Source organism: Nitrospirillum guaranorum (genome assembly GCF_034653275.1).
Classification (GTDB): domain Bacteria; phylum Pseudomonadota; class Alphaproteobacteria; order Azospirillales; family Azospirillaceae; genus Nitrospirillum.
Window position 1 is genome coordinate 2,296,991 of record NZ_JAYEES010000003.1, and the last position, 19,966, is coordinate 2,316,956.

The following is a 19,966-nucleotide window of genomic DNA, read 5'->3' on the forward strand; positions in this document are numbered from 1 at the left end:
CCTTCTAGGCCTTGGATTTACGCGGCCGGCGCTGGCCCACCCGCTCGCTCCACCCCAATTCGCGGCTGATATCCTGGGCCACGCCCATGACCTGGGCGGTCAGCCCTTCCATGCGGGCGTCGCTCATGTATTGGGCGGCGCTGGAGACGCTGATGGCGGCCACGATCTCGCCGCCCGCACCCCGGATGGGGGCGGCGACGCAGCGGATCTGGTCTTCATTCTCCTCCAGATCGAAGGCGTAACCCTTGGCGGCGTAGGCGCGCATGCGCTCCAGCCAGATGGCCAAGCCGACGCTGGAGCCTTGCGCCTCGTAGAACTCGCGCCAGGCGGCCTCGTCATGGTCCAGGATCAAGGCCTTGCCCAAGCCGGTGGAGGCGATGGGGTGGCGTTCCCCCACGCGCGATCCGATTACGACCCGGCGCCGGCCCGGCACCTTGTCCAGGTACAAGGCCTGGAAACCATCCAGGATGCCCAGGTGGACCGTGTCCTCCGTCGCGGCCGCCAAGCTTTCCAGGTGGGGCCGCGCCAGGCTTGGCAGGTGCATCTGCTGCTGCGCCAGCCAGCCCAGTTCCAGCAGCTTGGGCCCCAGGCTGTAACCGCCCCGCGCCACGAAGGTGAGGTAGCCCCGCTCCACCAGGGCGGAGGCCAGGCGATGGGTGGTGGATTTGGTCAGCCCCAGGCGCTCCGACAACGCCGGCAGGGCGATGCTCCCCTCCGCCACCACGTCGATGACATCCAGCCCCCGGAACAGGGTTTGGCTACCGGACGGCGCTCCCTTGATCTCGTCATCGGGGTCCATGTCACTGGATTTCCTAGTCTGTACCATATTCACGGTTCCAGTATCGCATAATGGAATTTATTTCAAGACCTAGCCCGAACGATGGGCATGCCGGCCGCCAATTCCAGATTAATCCCGAAATCTGAAGCATATCGTCGCCACTCACGGTCGTATGTGCCGCTTAGCATAGGCGGTAAAGGTGCCAGCAACATCATTAAAATTGCGAACAGTCGCATCGCAACGGCGGATGATGGCCATCCGCCGTCGGGGCATGCCATTCTCCGCCCTCGGTGCATCCATCAGGTCGACGGGCAGTAATTTCATATTCTGATTGCAGTATGCACAATATGGTTTGACTCCCCTTGCCGGCGGCGATAGCATTCCCGCACATAAGAGATCAGACAGGGACAAAACGCTTAAGAGCCTCAAAGACTTGAGGCCCTCGGCGCGTGCCGGCCACGCGCACGGCATCCCCATCACCACTATCCGGGTGGCAACCCGACCGGCCTTCCCCACCGGGGTTTCCGGAGACGGGTTCGCTTGCCCAGCCTCGACGCAAACGACAACGAAAATACAAAGGGAGAAGCTCAAATGGGACATCGCTGTCACCCCCTGTGCCGATCTGGCGCCTCCATGCCCCGGGCCACGCCCCTGGCCGCGGCGCTGGCCCTGCTGCTGGGCACCGCCAGCGTCTCGGCCCTGGCCCAGGTGGCCCCCGCCGTCGCCCAGGGCGGAACCGCGGCCGACACGAACGAGCCGCTTGAGGAAATCATCGTCACCGGCACCAGCATCCGTGGCATCCAGGCCCCCTCCTCCGCCGTCAGCACGGTGACGCGCGACGACATCGTGGCCACGGGATCGACCACGGCGACGGAACTGCTGCGCTCCCTGCCCCAGGTGGGCAGTTTTAATTCCACCGGCAGCAACACCGGCTTCGGCCAAGCCAACTTCGTCGACCAGCCCGCCATCCACGGCGTGGGCGTGGGCAACGGCGGCGGCGGCCTGACCCTGGTGCTGTTCGACGGCCTGCGCCTGCCGGGCGCCGGCATCAACCAGACGGCCCCCGACCCGTCGGCCATCCCCGTTTCCGCCCTGGAACGGGTGGAGGTCATCGCCGACGGCGCCTCCTCCATCTATGGTTCCGACGCGGTCGCCGGCGTCATCAACTTCATCCCCCGCCGCAACTACGACGGTGCGGAGACCCACCTGCAGGCGGGCTTCGGCAATTCCTACGACACGCAGAACTTCAGCCAGCTGTTCGGCAAGACGTGGAGTGGCGGCTCCATCCTGCTGGACTATGAGCATTCCGGGAATTCGGAGCTGAAGCCCGGCAGCCGCTCCTACATGTCGGACAACGCCACGTCCAAGGGCTGGGGCGACAACCGGGTGCAGAACTGCCCGGTCGCCAACATCACGGCCGGCGGCGTCACCTACGGCCTGACGGCCACCGGCGCCCTGAAGGCCGGCCAGCCCAACAAGTGTGAAGGCCGGCTGGACGACGACCTCTACCCCGACCAGCACCGCGACCAGGGCCTGATCTCCATCCGCCAAGCCATCACCGACGGCATCGAGCTGTTCGCCAACGAGATCTACAGCCGGCGCGTCATGACCACGCGCATGAGCTCCACCTCCGCCCAGGCCTCGCCCAACAACAGCGGCTTCTCCGTCACCGTGCCCGGCAGCAGCCCCTATTATGTCCCCGTGCCCGGCCTGGGCGGCGGGGATGAGACGGTCACCTACTACCCCGGCGGCTCCTTCCTGAACCACACCACCACCAGCACCCAGGTGGCCAATGTCGGCGCCGACATCGACCTGACCCACGGCTGGCAGGGCAAGGTGGTGGGCAACTTCGGGTTCGAGCGCGACGACGTGCGTCAGAACGGCCTGAACCAGACCCTGGCCACGGATCTCGCCGCCGCCGGCACCCTGAACCCCACCGGCCTCGGCGCCGCCAACAGCCCCGCCGTGACCAGCGCCCTGCGCGACTACCAGACCCGCTACAGTGGCGAGCAGTTCCTGGAGGAAGGCCTGTTCAAGGCGGACGGCCCCCTGTTCGACCTGCCCGGCGGCACCATCAAGGCGGCCGTGGGCGCCGACATCCGGCATGAGCGCTTCGCCGCCAGCAACAGCGTGGGCCCGACCAATCCCGCCAGCTGGCTGACCGCCAGCGAGGCGGCCGTCTCCTCCTTCTCTTCCATCGGGGAACGGGACGTGAAGTCGGTGTTCGGCGAGCTGTCGGTGCCCATCGTGGGCGACGACAACGCCGTGCCCGGCATCCGCGCCGTCAACCTGTCGCTGGCCACCCGCTACGACAGCTACAGCGACGTGGGCGACACCACCAATCCCAAGGTCGGCCTGACCTACACCCCCTTCGACGGCCTGACCCTGCGCGGCAGCTTCGGTTCCAGCTTCCACGCGCCCAGCCTGGCGGACGCCGGCACCGCCATCGACACCCGCGCCATCCGCTTCAGCGACTTCGTCAGCTTCGCCCCCAACAAGTATTCGATCATCCTGGCGGGCGGCAACAAGCTGAAGCCGGAAACGGCGGACACCTATTCCGCCGGCTTCGACTACAAACCCAAGGAACTGCCGGGCCTGAAGGTCAGCTCCAGCTATTTCCGCATCGACTACTACAACGTCATCACCTTCCCCACCTTCAATCCCGTCACCCAGCCACAGAACCCGGTCTATGACGCCTATCGCGTCTACAATCCGACGCTGGCCCAGGCCCTGGCGCTGACCAACGGCTTCCGCCACGACGGCAACTTCGACCTGTCGGCGCAGTTGCCCACCGCCATCTACGACCTGCGGCGCCAGAACTTCGCCGACGAGTTCATCCAGGGCGTCGACTTCGACATCAGCTATGGCTGGGACGCCGGCCGGGTGGGCGCCTTCACGGCCGGGCTGGCCGGCACCTGGCTGTGGCAATTCGACCAGAAGGTGAAGGGCGCCACGTCCATCAACACCCTGCTGAACACCGATTACGCCATCGACTTCAAGGCCCGCGCCAGCCTGATGTGGACCCTGGACGCCTACACCGCCGGTGTCTTCGTGAACTACACCAACGGCTACAGCAACGCGAGCACGGGCGGCCTGGGGGTTCAGAAGGTGGACAGCTTCACCACCGCCGACCTGCACCTGGCCTGGAACGTTCCCGGCCAGGGCATGATGGGTGGCATCCAGGCGACGCTGGACGTGAACAACGTCTTCGATACCGACCCACCCTATTTCTACAACACCAACGGCATCTCCGGTGTCGACCTGACCGCCGCGTCCCCGCTGGGCCGCGTCATCTCCATCGGCTTGACCAAGAAGTGGTGAGGCCGATCGCCGGGCGCGGTTGAACCGCCGTCCCGCCCGGCACCCTAGTACCCCGTACGGTCTCATCTCCGTATTCACTTCCTCCCCTGGCGGGTGTCGCGGTCGATGGTGCGAACGATCCTCCGCGGCACCCGCACTTTTCCATTCCAGCCGGGGCCGGGTATTGCCACGCTCAGGATCCCATAGAACGACAAGCCTGACAGGGAGCGCGCGACTAACCATGAATTGCCGGGAAATGCTGTTGGTCGTGGGGGGGCCGCCGTGGCGGCCGCCGCCTCTTCCGTGGTGGCGCCCAAGGCCGCCCAGGCCCAACCCAAGGAGTTCGAGCCCGCCGTGGCCGGCGAGCCCAACGCCGCCTGGGGCGCCAAGGCCGACGCGCTGACACCGGCGCTGACCGAGACGGCGCAGCCGCCGCTGGCCCTGGTGCGCGCCGTGGCCGACCCCGGCGCGCCCTTGCGCTGGCGCATGGAGCCGGAGGGCGAGGGCCTGGCCGGGCGCACGTTCAAAAAGGGCGACAGCTTCATCCTGGATTTCGGCGGCCACCGCACCGGCCACTTGGCCTTCCGCCTGGAAACCGTGGGGCGCGAGCCCGACGCCCCCGCCCGCCTGCGCCTGACCTTCGGCGAGGTGCCCAGCGACGTGGCGGAACCGCTGTATCCCTACACCGGCATGTTGAGCGGCGCCTGGCTGCCCGATGAAATCGTCAACATCGACTATTTGCCCCAGGCCGTGCAGCTACCCCGCCGCTACGCCTTCCGCTATGTGAAGGTAGAGGTCATCGACACCTCCTCCGGCTTCAGCATCCGGTTCGAGGACGTGAAGGCCATCGGCCTGACCTCCGCCAATGCCACCCCCGCCCCGCTGCCGTCCAAATACTCCGACCTGGCGCGCCGCATCGACGCCGTGGCCCTGGCCACCCTGCGCGACTGCATGCAGACGACGTTCGAGGATGGCCCCCGCCGCGACCAGCGCCTGTGGGTGGGCGATCTGCGGCTGCAGGCCCTGGCCAACTACGCCACCTTCAAGCGGAACGACCTGGTGAAGCGCTGCCTCTACCTGTTCGCGGCCTACCGCCGGCAGGACGGGCTGGTGGCGGCCTGCGTCTATGAGAAGCCCAAGGCGCGCTACGGCGGCATCCACATCGTCGACTACGCCGCCCTGTTCAACGTGGCCCTGGCGGACTACCTGGAAGCCACGGGTGACGAGGCGACGGCGCGGGAGCTGTGGCCCGTGGCCAAGCGCCAGCTGGAGATCATCGGCCAGCGCATCAACGCCGACGGTCGCTATGTCGACCCCGGCAACGTCTGGATCTTCATCGACTGGTCCCCCGACCTGCACAAGGACGCGGCCATCCAGGGCCTGCTGGTCTTCGCCCACAAGCGCACGCTGGACCTGGCGCGCAAGCTGGGGGTGGAGCGCGACGTGGCGGACTATCCCGCGCTGATCGAGCGCATGACCACGGCCGCCCGCGGCTTCTGGGACGCCTCGGCCAAGGCCTTCGTCAGCGGGCCCACCCGCCAGGTGTCCTGGGCCTCGCAGGCCTGGATGGCCATCGGCGGTGTGATGCCGGCCAAGGACTGCGCCATCGCCCTGAAGACGGCCTTGGCCCGCCCCGACGCGGTGAGGCCGGTCACCCCCTACCTCTACCACTACATGGTGGAGGCCCTGCTGGACAGCGGGCTGGAAAAGGACGCCAAAGCCCTGGTGGAAAGCTATTGGGGCGGCATGGTCAAGGCCGGGGCCGACACCTTCTGGGAGGTCTACGACCCGGCCAAGCCGCTCAGCTCCCCCTACGGCGACATCCACATCAACAGCTACTGCCACGCCTGGAGCTGCACGCCGACCTATTTCTACCGCGCCCGCGGCATGGTGGCATAAATCCCATATTGTCTTTATTTGTCCCATATAGTATTGATTTTGGAAAATTGGGAACGAAAGGGAGTGTCGCCCCCATGGGCTTTCCGGTGATCAAACACGTCCGCGCCTACACCGTGCGCGGCGGTGGCGCGGACTATCACGACCAGGGCGCCGGCCACTGGATCGATGACCACATCGCCACGCCCATGGCCAAGTACCCGGAGTACCGGCAGAGCCGGCAGAGCTTCGGCATCAACGTGCTGGGCACCCTGGTGGTCGAGATCGAGGCGGCCGACGGTACCGTCGGCTTCGCCGTCACCACCGGTGGTGAGCCCGCCGCCTACATCGTGGAAAAGCACCTGGCCCGCTTCCTGGAGGGCCGCAGCCCGACCGATTATGAGAAGATCTGGGACCAGATGTACTTCGGCACCCAGTATTACGGCCGCAAGGGCCTGGTGGTGAACGCCATTTCCGGCGTCGACCTGGCGCTGTGGGACTTGCTGGGCAAGCTGCGGCGGGAACCGGTGTACCACCTGCTGGGCGGCGCCGTGCGCGATGAGCTGAGCTTCTACGCCACCGGGTCACGCCCCGATCTCGCCAAGGGCATGGGCTTCATCGGCGGCAAGATGCCCCTGCACCATGGCCCCGCCGAGGGCGAGGACGGCCTGGCCAAGAACATCCAGGAACTGGCCACCATGCGCGAGCGCTGTGGCGATGATTTCTGGCTGATGTTCGATTGCTGGATGGCGCTGGACCTGAACTACGCCACCCGCCTGGCCCACAAGGCCCGGGAATACGGCCTGAAGTGGATCGAGGAGGCCTTGAGCCCCGACGACTACTGGGGCTACGCCGCCCTGAAGAAGGCCGCCCCCGCCGGCATGCTGGTGACCACGGGCGAGCATGAGGCCACGCGCTGGGGCTTCCGCATGCTGATGGAGATGGACTGCTGCGACATCATCCAACCCGACGTGGGCTGGTGCGGTGGCGTCACCGAGCTGCTCAAGATTTCCGCCATAGCCGACAGCCGGGGCGTGATGGTCATCCCCCATGGCTCCAGCGTCTACAGCTACCACTTCGTCATCACCCGGCATAACAGCCCCTTCGCCGAGTTCCTGATGATGGCGCCCCAGGCCGACCAGGTCGTGCCCATGTTCCATCCCCAGTTGCTGGGCGAGCCCGTGCCGGCCGACGGCCGCCTCAAGGCCACGGCCTTGGACAAGCCGGGCTTCGGCGTGGAGCTCAACCCCGCCGTCACCCTGCACCGCCCCTATACGCACTGATACTGCAAGGTCATACCCCATGAAGCTGTTGCGCTACGGCCCCAAGGGCCAGGAGCGGCCCGGACTGCTGGACGCGGATGGCCGCATCCGCGACCTGTCCGGCCACGTCGCCGACATCACCCCGGATGTGCTGTCCCCCGCCGGGCTGGACCGGCTGCGCGCCCTAGCCCCCGCCACCCTGCCCGTGGTCGGCGGCAATCCCCGCCTGGGCGTGCCCGTGGCCCACGTGCGGAAGTTCCTGGCCATCGGCCTGAACTACGCCGACCACGCCAAGGAAGCCAACCTGCCCATTCCCAGCGAGCCCATCCTGTTCACCAAGGCCACCAGCTGCCTGAACGGGCCGGACGACGACGTCATGCTGCCCCAGGACAGCGCCAAGTCGGATTGGGAGGTGGAGCTGGGCGTGGTGTTCGGCCGCACCGCCCGCTATGTGCCGCAGGACCGGGCGCTGGACTATGTCGCCGGCTATGTCCTGGTCAACGACGTCTCGGAACGCTTCAACCAGAAGGAGCGCGGCAGCCAGTGGGACAAGGGCAAGGGTCACGACACCTTCGGCCCCGTGGGACCCTGGCTGGTGACGGCTGACGAGGTGGGCGACCCGCAGGACCTGGACATGTGGCTGGACCTGAACGGCCGGCGCATGCAGACGGGCAACACCCGCACCATGATCTTCGGCGTGGCCGAGCTGATCGCCTATGTCAGCCGCTTCATCACCCTGGAGCCGGGCGACATCCTGACCACCGGCACGCCCCCGGGCGTGGGCGAAGGCCAGAAGCCCGAGATGGTGTTCCTGAAGGCCGGCGACGTCATGACCCTGGGCATCGAGAAGCTGGGCACCCAGCGGCAGAAGGTGGTGGCGTGGTTCAACCGGGAGGAACAGGCGTGACGACAGTGTTTCAAGGCCGCTTCGACGGCCGCACGGCCATCATCACCGGCGGCGCCTCGGGCCTGGGCAAGGAAACCGCCCGCCGCCTTGTGGCGGAGGGCGCCAAAGTCGCCCTGTGGGACGTGCAGAAGGACGGTCTGGCGGCGGCCGCGGCCGAGGTGGGGGCCACCCACACCGTGGCCCTGGACGTGACCGACGCGGCGGCGGTGGAAGCGGCGGCCCAGGCCAGCCACCAGGCGCTGGGCGGGCGGGTGGACATCCTGGTGGCGTCGGCCGGCATCACCGGCGCCACCGTGCCGGTGCACGAGTTCCCGCTGGACAGCTGGCGCCGCACCATCGACATCAACCTGAACGGCCTGTTCTATTGCTGCCGCGCCATCGTGCCGCTGATGCTGGCCAACGGCTACGGCCGCATCGTCAACGTCGCCTCGGTGGCCGGCAAGGAGGGCAACCCCAACGCCTCCGCCTATTCCGCCAGCAAGGCCGGGGTCATCGGTCTCACCAAGTCGCTGGGCAAGGAGCTGGCCGGCAAGGGCGTGATGGTGAACAGCATCACGCCCGCCACCTTCGACAGCCCCATCCTGGATCAGCTGCCGCAAAGCCAGGTGGACTACATGCGCTCGAAAATCCCCATGGGCCGCCTGGGCCAGGTGGAGGAAAGCGCCGCCATGGTCTGCTTCATGGCCAGCGAGGAATGCAGCTTCACCACCGCGTCCACCTTCGACACGTCCGGCGGCCGCACGACTTATTAAGACTTCCCTCGGGCGCCGGGCGCCAGCATCCGCTGGCTTGGCTGTCCTCGCTTTCCGGTCCGCCTGCGGCTTCCCAAAAAAGCTCCGGCGGCCCCATACACGTCTGCGGGGGCGCGTCCTACAACGGCATGAGGCTTGGCCCCATGCCGTTAATGTGAATATCGAATACCGGTCGGGTTAGCGCTCGGCCGGAACAATAAAGCAAACGGGAGGGACAGGCGGGCCATGGCCGACGCGTTGATCCTGGTCGATCCCCACATGCATCTGTGGGACTTGGCCCATATCCGCTATCCCTGGCTGACGCCGCCCCTCGGCGATGGTGGGGTCAATGGCGACGTCACACCCATCGCCCGCGACCACGGTGTGGACGACTATCTGACGGCGGCGTCCGAACTGCCCAAGGGCTGGATCCTGGGGAAAAGCGTCCATGTCGACGCCGGCGCCCACCCGGACGATGCGCTGCGTGAAAGCGCCTGGCTGCAACGGCTGGCCGACAGCCGGGGCTTCCCCCACGGCATCGTCGGCTATGCCGCGCTGGAGGCGCCCGACGCGGCGCGGGTGCTGGCGGGGCATCGCGAATTTCCCAACGCGCGCGGCATCCGCCAGATCCTGAACTGGCACCCCGATCCGGCCAAGACCTACACCCCGCGCGACCTGTTGCGGGACGACGCCTGGCAGGCGGGCTTCGGCCTGCTGGCCCGGCATGGCCTGTCCTTCGACCTGCAGATCTATCCCGGCCAGATGGCGGCGGCGGCCGCTCTGGCCGCGCGGCATCCGGACATCCCGCTGATCCTGAACCACACCGGCATGCCGGTGGACAGGGACGCCGATGCCCTGGCCCTGTGGCGCGCGGGCATGGCGGCGCTGGCCCGCCAGCCCAACGTCCACGTCAAGATTTCCGGCCTGGGCATGCTGGACCGGGCCTGGACCACGGACAGCATCCGCCCCTTCGTCCTGCACACCATCGACCTGTTCGGGGTCGACCGCAGCATGGTCGCCAGCAATTTCCCCGTCGATGGTTTGGGCGGACGCTTCGGCGCCTATTTCCAGGCCTACGACGACATCACCCGCGATTTCTCGGCCCGCGACCGCGCCGCCCTGTTCGGCGGCACCGCGACGCGCGTCTATCGCCTGGACTGACACATAAGGAATTGGGAGGAGAGAGGCAGATGGGGGCCAATCCGGTATTGGGCGTGTTCTTCCACTGGCTGGGGGGCCTCGCCTCCGCCAGCTTCTACGTGCCCTATCGCGGCGTGCGCAACTGGTCCTGGCCCGTGTTCTGGCTGGTGGGCGGGGTGTTCAGCTGGATCCTGGCCCCCTGGCTGTTCGCCCTGGTCCAGACCCGGAACCTGGGCGCGGTGCTGGCGGCCGCCCCCGCCCGCACCCTGTTCCTGTGCTATCTCTTCGGCGCCCTGTGGGGCCTGGGCGGCCTGACCTTCGGCCTCACCCTGCGTTATCTCGGCATGTCCCTGGGCATGGCGGTGGCGTTGGGCCTGACCGCCGCCTTCGGCACCCTGATCCCACCGCTGGTGAGCGGGGAGCTGGCCGCCCTGGCGGGGACGGGCCATGGCCTGGTCATCCTGGGCGGCGTCGCCCTCTGCCTGGCGGGCATCGCCGTCGTCGGCTGGGCCGGCCGTCTGAAGGAAAAGGACGGTGCGCAACAGCAGGGCGTGGCCGAGTTCGACTTCCGGCGCGGCATCCTGATCGCGCTCTTCTCCGGCGTCATGAGCAGTTGCTTCGCCTACGGCCTGGCGGCGGGCGAACCCATCCGCCAACTGACCCTGGCCCAGGGTACCGACCCGCTGTCGCAAGGCCTGCCGGTGCTGGTGGTGGTGCTGTCCGGCGGCTTCACCAGCAATTTCATCTGGTGCCTGTACCTCATCCTGCGCGACGGCTGCCTGCCGGAATTCGCCGGCGGCCAAGGCCGCGCGGTGGCGGCCCCGCCCCCCCTGCTGCGCAACTACGCCCTGTGCGCGGTGGCCGGCATCGCCTGGTATCTGCAGTTCTTCTTCTACACCATGGGCGAAAGCCAAATGGGCCGCTTCGGCTTCTCCAGCTGGACCCTGCACATGGCCAGCATCATCATCTTCGCCACCCTGTGGGGCTTCATGCTGAAGGAGTGGGCCGGCTCCAGCCGCCGCACCCGCGCCGTGCTGGGCCTGGGCATCGCCGTGCTGGTGCTGTCCACCTGCGTCATCGGCCTGGGCAACTATCTGGGATCGCAATAACCGAAGCCGCGCCACAGGGCACGAATTGCGCACCGTCGGATATCGGTCGGTGTCTATCGGCAAAGCCGTACCGCCGATATCACGACGAGGGGTCTCGAACTATCTAAAACTACGACCCGTCACTCCCACTCGTTTATCAACCGGTTAGATAAGCATTTGAAATGACCGCACGAAAACCTCTCCGCCGCAAACAAGCCGTCGGACATGCCGCCAATAACGATGGCTCTTGAAATCGCTGACATCTTTACGCGGCTTCCAAAAATCTCAGTTTCGCCATCTATCGGGGAAGGACGGGGCCTCCGGCCCTCGAATCCTTCCCACTGCGGCTGACGCATCGGCTTCAAGGAAAGCGTCCACCATCCCCCTACAACAGTCCCAGTTCCAGCCGCGCGTCTTCGCTCATGCGCTCCCGGGCCCAGGGCGGATCCCAGACCATTTCCAGCAGGACGATGCTGACGCCTGGCACAAGGGAGACAAGGTGCTGGACCTGCCCTGGCAGGGCGGTCGCCACCGGGCAGACAGGGGTCGTCAGCGTCATCTCGATATAAACCAAGCCGTCCCGCCGGACCATGACGTGGTAGATCAGGCCCAGGTCCACCAAGTTCACCGGAAGTTCCGGGTCGCGAACGGTCCGGAGCGCCGCCATCACTTCCCGTTCCAGCACCGGGTCCCCCTCGTCAGGCTGGGGGCGTTGCGGAGGCCTGGATGCGGCCGCCAGTTGCGGCGACAGCGGGTCCGCCAAGTTTATCGCTTCCCCGGGCATCCTCATGACCTCATTCCGTCTTCAAGGGGCCGCTGCCGCCAGCCGCGCCCGCCATCGCCGCGTCGAAGGTGTGCCAGGCCAGCGTCGCGCACTTCACCCGCGCGGGGTAGGAACGGACGCCGGCCAGCGGTTCCAGCCGGTCGCCTTCTTCCGCCAGGCCCGGTGAAAGGTCGGTTTCGTCTCCGCCCGTGACCTGTGCATGGAAATGGGCGAACAGGGCCTGGGCCTCCGCCATCGTTTTGTCGAGCATGATCTCCGTCATGAGCGAGGCGGAGGCGATGGAGATGGCGCAGCCCTTTCCTTCGAAGCTGACGTCGGCCACGCGCCCATCCTCCAGCCGCACGAAGATGGTGACCTTGTCACCGCACAGCGGGTTGTGGCCGTGGGCGAAATGGCTCGCGCCGGGCAGCACGCGAAAGTTCCGGGGATGGCGCCCGTGGTCGAGGATGATGTCCTGGTAAAGGTCGCGCAAATCCATGGGATGGCTTCCCCCTATCGTGCCGAGACCAGGCCGAACAGGCGCTGGGCCGCGCGGACGGCGGCGACCAGCGCCGCCACGTCGTCCTCGTCGCTGTAGACCCCGAAAGAGGCGCGGGCGGTGGCGACCAGTCCCAGGCGGTCCATCAGCGGCTGGGCGCAGTGATGGCCGGCGCGGATGGCCACGTCGTGCTGATCGAAAATGGTGGCCAGGTCATGGGGATGGAGGCCATCAACCTCGAAAGAGACGACGCCCACGCTCTCCGCCCCGGCACCGACGATGGTGACACCCGGCAGGCCCGACAGCGCCGAGCGGGCATGGCGGGTCAGCGCCGCCTCATGCTCCCGGATCGCATCCATGCCCAGGCCGTCCATGAAGTCCAGCGCCAGGGCCAGGCCGACGGCGCCGGCGATATCGGGCGTCCCCGCCTCGAACCGCTGGGGGGCATCCTGATAGGTCGTCTCGGCGAAGGTGACGGTGCGGATCATGTCGCCGCCGCCCTGCCACGGCGGCATCGCGTCCAGCACCGCGCGCCGGGCGTACAGCACGCCGATGCCGGTGGGCCCATAACACTTGTGACCAGAGAAGACGTAGAAGTCGCAACCCAGGGCCTGCACATCGACCGGCAGGCGCGGCACCGCCTGGCAACCGTCCAGCAACACCTTGGCACCGGCCGCATGGGCCAACTGGACCACCCGCTCGACCGGGACAACGCCGCCGGTGACATTGGCCACATGGGTCATCGCCACCAGCCGGGTGCGGGATGTCAGCAGACCCGCGAACGCCGCCAAGTCCAGGGCGCCGCCGTCATCGATGGGGGCCACCACCAGTTCCGTCCCCAGCCGATGGCACAGCATCTGCCAGGGCACAATGTTGGAGTGATGCTCCAGCTCCGACACCACGATCTGATCGCCGGGCTTCAGGAAAGCCGGTCCCCAGGCCTGGGCCACGAGGTTGATACCTTCCGTGGCGCCCCGCACGAAGACGATTTCGCTGGCATCGGCAGCGTTCAGGAACTGGGCGACACGGTCCCGCGCCGCCTCGAACCGGGCGGTGGACCGGGCGCTGAGGCCATAGACGCCGCGGTGCACGTTGGCGTAGTCGGCGCGGTAATATTCGGCCAGACCGTCGATGACGCAGTCCGGCTTCTGCGCGCTGGCCGCCGTGTCCAGGAACACCAGGCCTGGGTTGCGGGCGAAGACGGGGAACTGCCGACGCACGGCCTTGGGATCAAAGGCGGCGCGCGTGGGCGGCGCCACGGCGGGCCGTTCCTGAAGCAGCGCGCTCATATCTCACCCCCCATGCCATCCAGCCAGGCCCGAAGGTGCCCATGCACATGGTCACGAATGGGGCCATCCAAGCCGGCGCCGTCGATCACGTCGGCGGCGAAGGCTTCCACCAGCATCAGGCGCGCCGTGGCCGGGTCGATGCCCCGGGCTTGCAGGTAGAACAGCGCCGCCTCATCCAGGCTGCCCACCGTGGCGCCGTGGCTGCACTTCACGTCGTCGGCCAGGATTTCCAGTTCGGGCTTGGTGTCCACCCAGGCCGTGGGGCTCAGCAGCAGGTTGCGGTTCAACTGCCGCGCGTCGGTGCCGTCGGCGCCGGGCCGCACCTGTATCGTGCCCAGGAAGACGCCGTGCGCCCTATCCCGCATCACGCCCTTCACCACCTCGTCCGTGCGGCAACCCGGCGCCGCGTGGACCACCACGGGGGCCAATGTGGCCTCCTGCCCATCCCGCAGCAGATAGGCGCCGTGCAGCGCGACGCCGGCCCCCGCCTCCGCCAAGGTGACGTGGATGTCCCGGCGCGACAACCGCCCGCCGGCCATCAGGCTGAAGCCGTCGTAGCGGCCGTCACGCGCCACCGTCGCCCGAATGACGGCGGTGTGAATGGCCTCATCCGCGTCGCGCTGAATCTGCACATGGCGCAAGGCGCCACCCGCTGCCACGGCGATGGCGGTGACGGTGTTCAGCCAGCTGGCGCCCACGCCCGTCGACATCTCCACCACGGTGGCACGGGCGCCCGCGCCGATAATCAGACAGTTGCGCAGGTGGGCCGCCGCCGGCACCCCCATGTCGGCATGGTGGATGACCTCCACCGGCGTTTCCAGGATCACCCCCGGTTCCAGCGCCAGCACGAAGCCATCGGCGAACAGGGCGGTGTTCAGGGACGCCAGCGCCGCCTCGTCCGCCATGAACGCCGACGCCATCATATCGGGCCGCGTGCGCAGCGCGTCGGTGGCGGCGCCCAACCAGACGCCGGATGGCAAAGCGCCGATATCGGACAGGGCCGGCGCGAAGCGGCCGTTGACGAGTACGACGCGATGGGCCGGCCCGGCCAGCCGATGGGGCGCCAGCGTTGCCGCCGTCACCGCCACCGGGTCCGCCGGCGCGGGCGGGAAGATGGACGCGGTCAGCGGGCGCAGGTCGGTGAAGCGCCAGGCTTCCATCTTACGGGTGGGATAGCCTAGGGCGGCGAAGCGGGCCATGCCCGCCGCGCGGTGGCCGGTCAGCCAGGGAGGTTGGCCAGGGGCGGGGAGATCGGCCGCGATCATCGCTTGCCCTCCCCTCAGGCGGCGGTGCCGAGGTGGGCGTAGCCGGTACGCTCCAGCTCGGTCGCGAAGGTCTTGTCGCCCGAGGCGACGATGCGCCCCTCGCTCAGCACATGCACATGGTCGGGCACGATGTAGTCCAGCAGCCGCTGGTAATGGGTGATCAGGATGATGGCGCGGTTGGCGTCGCGCAGGCGATTCACCCCGTCCGACACCACCCGCAGGGCATCGATGTCCAGGCCGCTGTCGGTTTCATCCAGGATGGCCAGCCTGGGCTCCAGCATCGCCATCTGGAAAATCTCGTTGCGCTTCTTCTCCCCACCCGAAAAGCCGACGTTCACCGCGCGGCGCAGCAGGTCGTCGCCGATGTCCAGCAGCTTGAGCTTGTCGCGTACGGCCTTCAGGAACTGCGAGGCGTCCAGCTCCGGCGCACCCCGCTGGCGCCGCCCGGCGTTCAGGGCCGCGCGCAGGAAATACATGTTGTTCACGCCGGGGATTTCCACCGGGTACTGGAAGGCCAGGAAGATGCCCTCGCGCGCCCGCTCGTCCGCCGGCAGGGCCAGCAGGTCACGGCCCTGGTACAGGACGGAACCGCCCGTGACCTCATAGCCCGGCTTGCCGGCCAACACGCTGGACAGCGTGCTCTTGCCCGCCCCGTTCGGCCCCATGATGGCGTGCACCTCCCCCGGGGCCACGTCCAAATCTATGCCCTTCAGGATGTCGCGGCCGCCGACGATGCGGGCCCGCAGGTCGCGGATTTCCAGAAGCTTGCTCATGCCCGGTCCCCTTGTTGCCATGATACGCGCGGTCGCGGTCCCCTAGCCCACGCTGCCTTCCAGGCTGACGGCCAGCAGCTTTTGCGCCTCGACCGCGAACTCCATGGGCAGTTCCTTCAGCACTTCCTTGCAGAAGCCGTTGACGATCAGCGACAGCGCGTCCTCCTGCGTCAGGCCGCGCGCCTGGCAATAGAACATCTGGTCCTCGCTGATCTTCGAGGTCGTCGCCTCATGCTCCACCATGGCGCCGGGGTGGCGGACCTCGATGTAGGGCACGGTGTGGGCGCCGCATTTCTTGCCGATCAGCAGGCTGTCGCACTGGGTGTAGTTGCGGGCGCCGTCGGCCTTGGGCATCACCTTCACCTGCCCGCGATAGGTGTTCTGCCCCCGGCCGGCGGAAATGCCCTTGGAGATGACGGTGGAACTGGTGTCGCGCCCGATGTGGATCATCTTGGTGCCGGTGTCGGCCTGCTGCAGGTTGTTAGTGATGGCGACCGAGTAGAAAGCGCCAACCGATCCGTCGCCTTCCAGCAGGCAACTGGGGTATTTCCAGGTGATGGCCGATCCCGTCTCCACCTGCGCCCAGCTGATCTTGGCCCGCGCGCCCCGGCAGGCGCCGCGCTTGGTGACGAAGTTGTAGATGCCACCCTTGCCGTTCTCATCGCCCGGGTACCAGTTCTGGACCGTGGCGTACTTGATCTCCGCATCCTCCAGCGCCACCAGTTCCACCACGGCGGCGTGCAGCTGGTTCTCATCGCGCTGGGGGGCGGTGCAGCCCTCCAGGTAGCTGACATAGGCGCCCCGGTCGGCGATCAGCAGCGTGCGCTCGAACTGGCCCGTCTTGGCGGCGTTGATGCGGAAATAGGTGGACAGCTCCATGGGGCAGCGCACGCCCGGCGGCACGTAGACGAAGGACCCGTCGCTGAACACGGCGGAATTGAGCGCCGCGAAGAAATTGTCGCCCTGGGGCACGACGGACCCCAGATAGCGGCGCACCAGATCGGGATGTTCGCGCACCGCCTCGCCGAAGGAACAGAAGATGATGCCCAGGTCGGCCAGCTTGTCCTTGTAGGTGGTGGCCACCGACACGCTGTCGAACACCGCGTCGACGGCGACACCAGCCAGGGCCGCGCGCTCCCCCAGGGGAATCCCCAGCTTCTCATAGGTCTTCAGCAGCTCCGGATCGACCTCGTCCAGGGATTTCGGACCCGTGCCGGTCTTCGGTGCCGAATAGTATGTCGACGCCTGGTAGTCGATGGGCGCGATGTTCAGCTTGGCCCAATCGGGCGGGGACATCCGCTGCCAGCGGTGGAAGGCCTTCAGCCGCCAGTCCAGCAGCCAGGCCGGCTCCCCCTTTTTGGCGGAGATGAAGCGCACAGTCCCTTCATCCAGGCCGGGCGGCGCCTCGTCGGCCTCAATGTCGGTGACGAAGCCGTATTTGTAGCCATCGCCACCCCCCTGGACCAGGGCGTCCAGGGGATCGGCGGCGGGCTGGGGCTTTTCGGTCGTCGCGAGATCGGACATGGCGGATGCGTCCTGTCTTGGCTTCTTCACGCCAGTCCCTGTCGCAACCGCCATGCCAGATGAAAAATGGCGGATTCACAATGGATTGGTGACCAGCGTCCCGTCCGGATCGCGACGATTGTCACAATCGCGACAGGGGGATTCGGCACCAAGCGGCCAGGGAGCGCCCTTTCCCAACGGCGATGGGCCGCGCCCCTGGCGGCATGTTTCGTGCAGCCCGGTAAGCAGCCACGAGCACGGGAGAGCCAGGCCATGACCACGGGAAGCACAGCGGAGCTGACGGTTTACGAGCGGATAGGCGGAGCCGGGCCCATCGACCGCCTGGTCGAGGCGTTCTACCGCTTCATGGACACCCTGCCGGAGGCGCGCGGCCTGCGCGCCATCCACGCCCCGGACCTGGGGGAAACCAAGCGGGTGCTGAAGCTGTACCTGGCGCAGTGGATGGGGGGCCCGGCGGACTATTCGGCCGAGCGGGGTCACCCGCGTCTGCGCGCGCGCCACATGGGCTTCCGCATCGGCGCGGCGGAACGCGACGCCTGGCTGGCGTGCATGACGCGGGCGCTGGAGGAGACGATAGAGTCGGCCGACGCCCGCCTGGCCATCCTGGCGTCCCTGACGCCGCTGGCCGACTGGATGCGCAACCAGCCAGAAGGCCAAAATTGAAAAGCGCCGTGGCCCCCCCCCCGAGGGAACCACGGCGGGAACCACGGCGCTCTCCTGGAAAGCGGACGCCTAGGCGGCGACGGCCGCCTTCAGGTCCTCGATCTCCGGACGTGGCAGCCGGAACAGGCCGCGCCCGCCGACGAAGGTCTGGTAATGGACGCCGGCCTTCAGGCTCAGGTGGTTGAACCAGTCCTGGGGCGACAGGGTCGCCGGCCGTTCCCCGATCTCCGTCACTGTGCCGTTGGGGGCGAAACGCACGTGGATCATGACGCTCTCGACTTCCATGACAGCCCTCCCTCAAAAGCCCGAGCCGAAGCCCAGCAGTTCGATCTTGATGTCTTCCGTACCCAGGACGATGGCCTGGCAGGCCAGCCGCGACTTGGAGCCGACGCCGACGATGGCATCCAGTTTCTCGTTCTCTTCCTTGGCGATGCGCGACAGGCCCTTGCGCCCCTCCTGGACGAAGATGTGGCAACTGCCGCAGGAGGCCTTGCCGTCGCATTTGTGGGCCAACGCCTCATCGGCGGCGAGGATGGCCGCCAGCAGCGTCATGCCTTCGCCGGCGTTGATGGTCTTGCCCGATGGCATGATGGTCAGCAGGGACATAAGCGAAGCTCCTTTATTTCAAAAAGCGGGACTGTTGTTGCGGACAGTCAGTAGATCGCCGCCCCGGCGCCCACATTGATCGAGGCGTCCTTCATGGTGGCGACGATGAAGGCGATCCGGTCCTCATCGAGATGGGCGTGGAAGGGCAGCGCCACCGCCCGGTCGGCCACCTTCTCCGCTACGAAGAAGTCGCCCCGGCGGTAGCCCAGATCGAAATAGTGGCGTTGCAGATGCAGCGGGTGGCTGTAGGCCACGGCCTCCACCTGTTCCAGCCGCAGGTCCTCGATGATGGCGTCGCGGCTGGAGCGGGAGAAGCGGGTACCCAGCTGAACCAGGTAGAACAGCCAGTTCACCTCGGTCGCGTCCGGCCCGACGTAGGGGTCCTTGATGCCCTCGAACGACCGGACGTGCTTGAAGTACAGGTGCTGGACCCGCCGCCGCCGCTCCAGAATCTCATCCAGGCGCCGCAGTTGGGCCAGGCCCAGGGCGGCGGCCAAATCGCTGGTCCCCGCCTGATAGGGCGGCGTGGCGCCGATCACCACCGAGGCGCGTTCCTGCGGCCGGTGCGACCGCCGCCGGCGCAGGGCCATGGCGATGTCGACGTCGTCGGTCACCACCATGCCCCCCTCGCCACAGGTCAACGGCGAGGGCTGGGAGAAATCGAACACGGCCGTGTCCCCGAAGGTGCCCACCAGGGCGCCGCGATGGCGTGAAGCGATGGCCTCCGTCGAATCCTCGATCAGGATCAGGCCATGCCCCGCCGCCAGGGACCGCAGGGCGGTCCAGTCGGCGGGATGGCCATTGCTGTTGCCGCCGACCAGGGCGCGCGTCCTGGGCGTGATACGGGCCGCCGCCTTTTCCGGGGACAGGGTGCCGGCCCAGTAGTCGATGTCGGCGAACACCGGGCGGGCGCCCGACAGGCTGACCGCGTGCGCCGTCTCCCGGAAGGAATGGGGCGAGACCACCACCTCGTCCCCCGCGCCGATGCCGTGGGCATCCAGCGCCATCAGCAGGCCCAGGGTGCCGCTGGGCACCGCCACCGCATAGCGGCGCCCCAAGTAACGGGCGAAAGCCGCCTCGAATTCCTCGACCACCACGCCGGCGGAAAGGCGGGGGGAGCGCATGACCGCCGCCACCGCTTCCAGTTCGGCGGCGGTGATATCGGGATCGCTGAGCGGGATGGCGTCCAGAGCGTCGCCATCATCCACCGCCTCCATCTCCGCCGCCATCACGCCCCCTTCCCGCGCCGGGCCAGCACCACGCCGGTGGCGTGCGCCGGGTCCGGGGTCAGGCGCACGCAGTGGTCGCTGGCGTCCAGCAGATGCAGGTCGAAGCGGGGGTATCTGCGGAACGGCTCCTCCGCCACGTCGGTCGCGTCGCAGCGTGTCCACGACAGGTGCGGCAGGTGCCGGCGCAGATCGGCGAACACGCCGTCCGCCGGAGCCGGCATGTCCAGCAGGCCATCGATCAGCCCCAAATCCTCCGTGCTCACCACCATGGCGC

19 protein-coding genes are annotated in these 19,966 nt (G+C 67.6%); 8 read left to right on the top strand and 11 right to left on the bottom strand.

Going from position 1 to position 19,966, the window contains the following annotated elements:
* Positions 1–4 precede the first annotated feature (4 nt).
* Positions 5–799, bottom strand: coding sequence for an IclR family transcriptional regulator (locus UAJ10_RS19420; protein ID WP_322916844.1), 795 nt, complete (start codon positions 797–799; stop codon positions 5–7).
* Between the two features lie 612 nt (positions 800–1,411).
* Between UAJ10_RS19420 and UAJ10_RS19425 the strand changes: the two genes are divergently transcribed.
* From UAJ10_RS19425 to rhaT, 7 genes are all read left to right on the top strand, one after another.
* Positions 1,412–4,099 carry a TonB-dependent receptor plug domain-containing protein gene (locus tag UAJ10_RS19425; RefSeq protein WP_322916845.1) on the top strand — a complete coding sequence of 896 codons (2,688 nt, stop codon included), beginning with the start codon at positions 1,412–1,414 and terminating at the stop codon, positions 4,097–4,099.
* A gap of 261 nt (positions 4,100–4,360) precedes the next feature.
* The gene (locus tag UAJ10_RS19430) at positions 4,361–5,977 is read left to right on the top strand and encodes an alpha-L-rhamnosidase-related protein (RefSeq protein ID WP_322916846.1); all 1,617 of its coding nucleotides are present in this window, start codon (positions 4,361–4,363) and stop codon (positions 5,975–5,977) included.
* Between the two features lie 74 nt (positions 5,978–6,051).
* Entirely contained in the window at positions 6,052–7,236 is a 1,185-nt protein-coding gene (rhmD, locus tag UAJ10_RS19435; protein WP_322916847.1) for an L-rhamnonate dehydratase, read from the top strand.
* A 19-nt stretch (positions 7,237–7,255) separates the two neighbouring features.
* Complete coding sequence (locus tag UAJ10_RS19440; protein ID WP_322916848.1) at positions 7,256–8,122, top strand: 2,4-didehydro-3-deoxy-L-rhamnonate hydrolase; 867 nt, start codon at positions 7,256–7,258, stop codon at positions 8,120–8,122.
* Positions 8,119–8,874: an SDR family NAD(P)-dependent oxidoreductase gene (locus UAJ10_RS19445; protein WP_322916849.1), complete on the top strand. Its 756-nt coding sequence runs from the start codon at positions 8,119–8,121 to the stop codon at positions 8,872–8,874. The genes UAJ10_RS19440 and UAJ10_RS19445 overlap by 4 nt, the downstream gene beginning before the upstream one ends.
* Positions 8,875–9,099: 225 nt before the next feature.
* On the top strand, positions 9,100–10,014 hold the full coding sequence (locus tag UAJ10_RS19450; protein ID WP_322916850.1) for an amidohydrolase family protein: 915 nt from the start codon (positions 9,100–9,102) through the stop codon (positions 10,012–10,014).
* Positions 10,015–10,043: 29 nt separating this feature from the next.
* Positions 10,044–11,102 carry an L-rhamnose/proton symporter RhaT gene (gene rhaT, locus UAJ10_RS19455; RefSeq protein ID WP_322916851.1) on the top strand — a complete coding sequence of 353 codons (1,059 nt, stop codon included), beginning with the start codon at positions 10,044–10,046 and terminating at the stop codon, positions 11,100–11,102.
* Positions 11,103–11,466: 364 nt separating this feature from the next.
* Here rhaT and UAJ10_RS19460 read toward each other — a convergent pair whose 3' ends face one another.
* The 6 genes from UAJ10_RS19460 to sufB all read right to left on the bottom strand — a co-directional run bounded on the left by UAJ10_RS19460 (position 11,467) and on the right by sufB (position 17,194).
* Complete coding sequence (locus UAJ10_RS19460) at positions 11,467–11,748, bottom strand: iron-sulfur cluster assembly protein (RefSeq protein ID WP_322916852.1); 282 nt, start codon at positions 11,746–11,748, stop codon at positions 11,467–11,469.
* 127 nt (positions 11,749–11,875) lie between these two features.
* Positions 11,876–12,343, bottom strand: a complete 468-nt coding sequence (sufU, locus tag UAJ10_RS19465) for a Fe-S cluster assembly sulfur transfer protein SufU (RefSeq protein ID WP_322916853.1) — start codon at positions 12,341–12,343, stop codon at positions 11,876–11,878.
* Between the two features lie 14 nt (positions 12,344–12,357).
* Positions 12,358–13,632 carry an aminotransferase class V-fold PLP-dependent enzyme gene (locus tag UAJ10_RS19470; RefSeq protein WP_322916854.1) on the bottom strand — a complete coding sequence of 425 codons (1,275 nt, stop codon included), beginning with the start codon at positions 13,630–13,632 and terminating at the stop codon, positions 12,358–12,360.
* Positions 13,629–14,897 carry a Fe-S cluster assembly protein SufD gene (sufD, locus tag UAJ10_RS19475; RefSeq protein WP_322916855.1) on the bottom strand — a complete coding sequence of 423 codons (1,269 nt, stop codon included), beginning with the start codon at positions 14,895–14,897 and terminating at the stop codon, positions 13,629–13,631. Before sufD ends, UAJ10_RS19470 begins: the two co-directional genes overlap by 4 nt.
* Before the next feature lie 14 nt (positions 14,898–14,911).
* Positions 14,912–15,670 carry a Fe-S cluster assembly ATPase SufC gene (gene sufC / locus UAJ10_RS19480; RefSeq protein WP_322916856.1) on the bottom strand — a complete coding sequence of 253 codons (759 nt, stop codon included), beginning with the start codon at positions 15,668–15,670 and terminating at the stop codon, positions 14,912–14,914.
* A gap of 42 nt (positions 15,671–15,712) precedes the next feature.
* Positions 15,713–17,194 (bottom strand): Fe-S cluster assembly protein SufB, encoded by a 1,482-nt coding sequence (sufB, locus tag UAJ10_RS19485; RefSeq protein WP_322916857.1) that lies wholly within the window; start codon positions 17,192–17,194, stop codon positions 15,713–15,715.
* A 252-nt stretch (positions 17,195–17,446) separates the two neighbouring features.
* Here sufB and UAJ10_RS19490 point away from each other — a divergent pair, with 252 nt between their 5' ends.
* On the top strand, positions 17,447–17,857 hold the full coding sequence (locus UAJ10_RS19490) for a group II truncated hemoglobin (RefSeq protein ID WP_322916858.1): 411 nt from the start codon (positions 17,447–17,449) through the stop codon (positions 17,855–17,857).
* Between the two features lie 69 nt (positions 17,858–17,926).
* Here the strand turns inward: UAJ10_RS19490 and UAJ10_RS19495 are convergent, their stop codons facing one another.
* The 4 genes from UAJ10_RS19495 to UAJ10_RS19510 are packed head-to-tail and all read right to left on the bottom strand — an operon-like array spanning position 17,927 to position 19,961.
* Entirely contained in the window at positions 17,927–18,142 is a 216-nt protein-coding gene (locus UAJ10_RS19495) for a hypothetical protein (RefSeq protein ID WP_322916859.1), read from the bottom strand.
* Positions 18,143–18,154: 12 nt separating this feature from the next.
* A complete protein-coding gene (locus UAJ10_RS19500) occupies positions 18,155–18,463 on the bottom strand; it encodes a 2Fe-2S iron-sulfur cluster-binding protein (protein WP_044559120.1) in 309 nt (102 codons plus the stop codon).
* A 47-nt stretch (positions 18,464–18,510) separates the two neighbouring features.
* On the bottom strand, positions 18,511–19,692 hold the full coding sequence (locus tag UAJ10_RS19505) for a DegT/DnrJ/EryC1/StrS family aminotransferase (protein WP_322916860.1): 1,182 nt from the start codon (positions 19,690–19,692) through the stop codon (positions 18,511–18,513).
* Entirely contained in the window at positions 19,692–19,961 is a 270-nt protein-coding gene (locus UAJ10_RS19510) for a hypothetical protein (RefSeq protein WP_322916861.1), read from the bottom strand. Before UAJ10_RS19510 ends, UAJ10_RS19505 begins: the two co-directional genes overlap by 1 nt.
* Between the last annotated feature and the right edge of the window lie 5 nt (positions 19,962–19,966).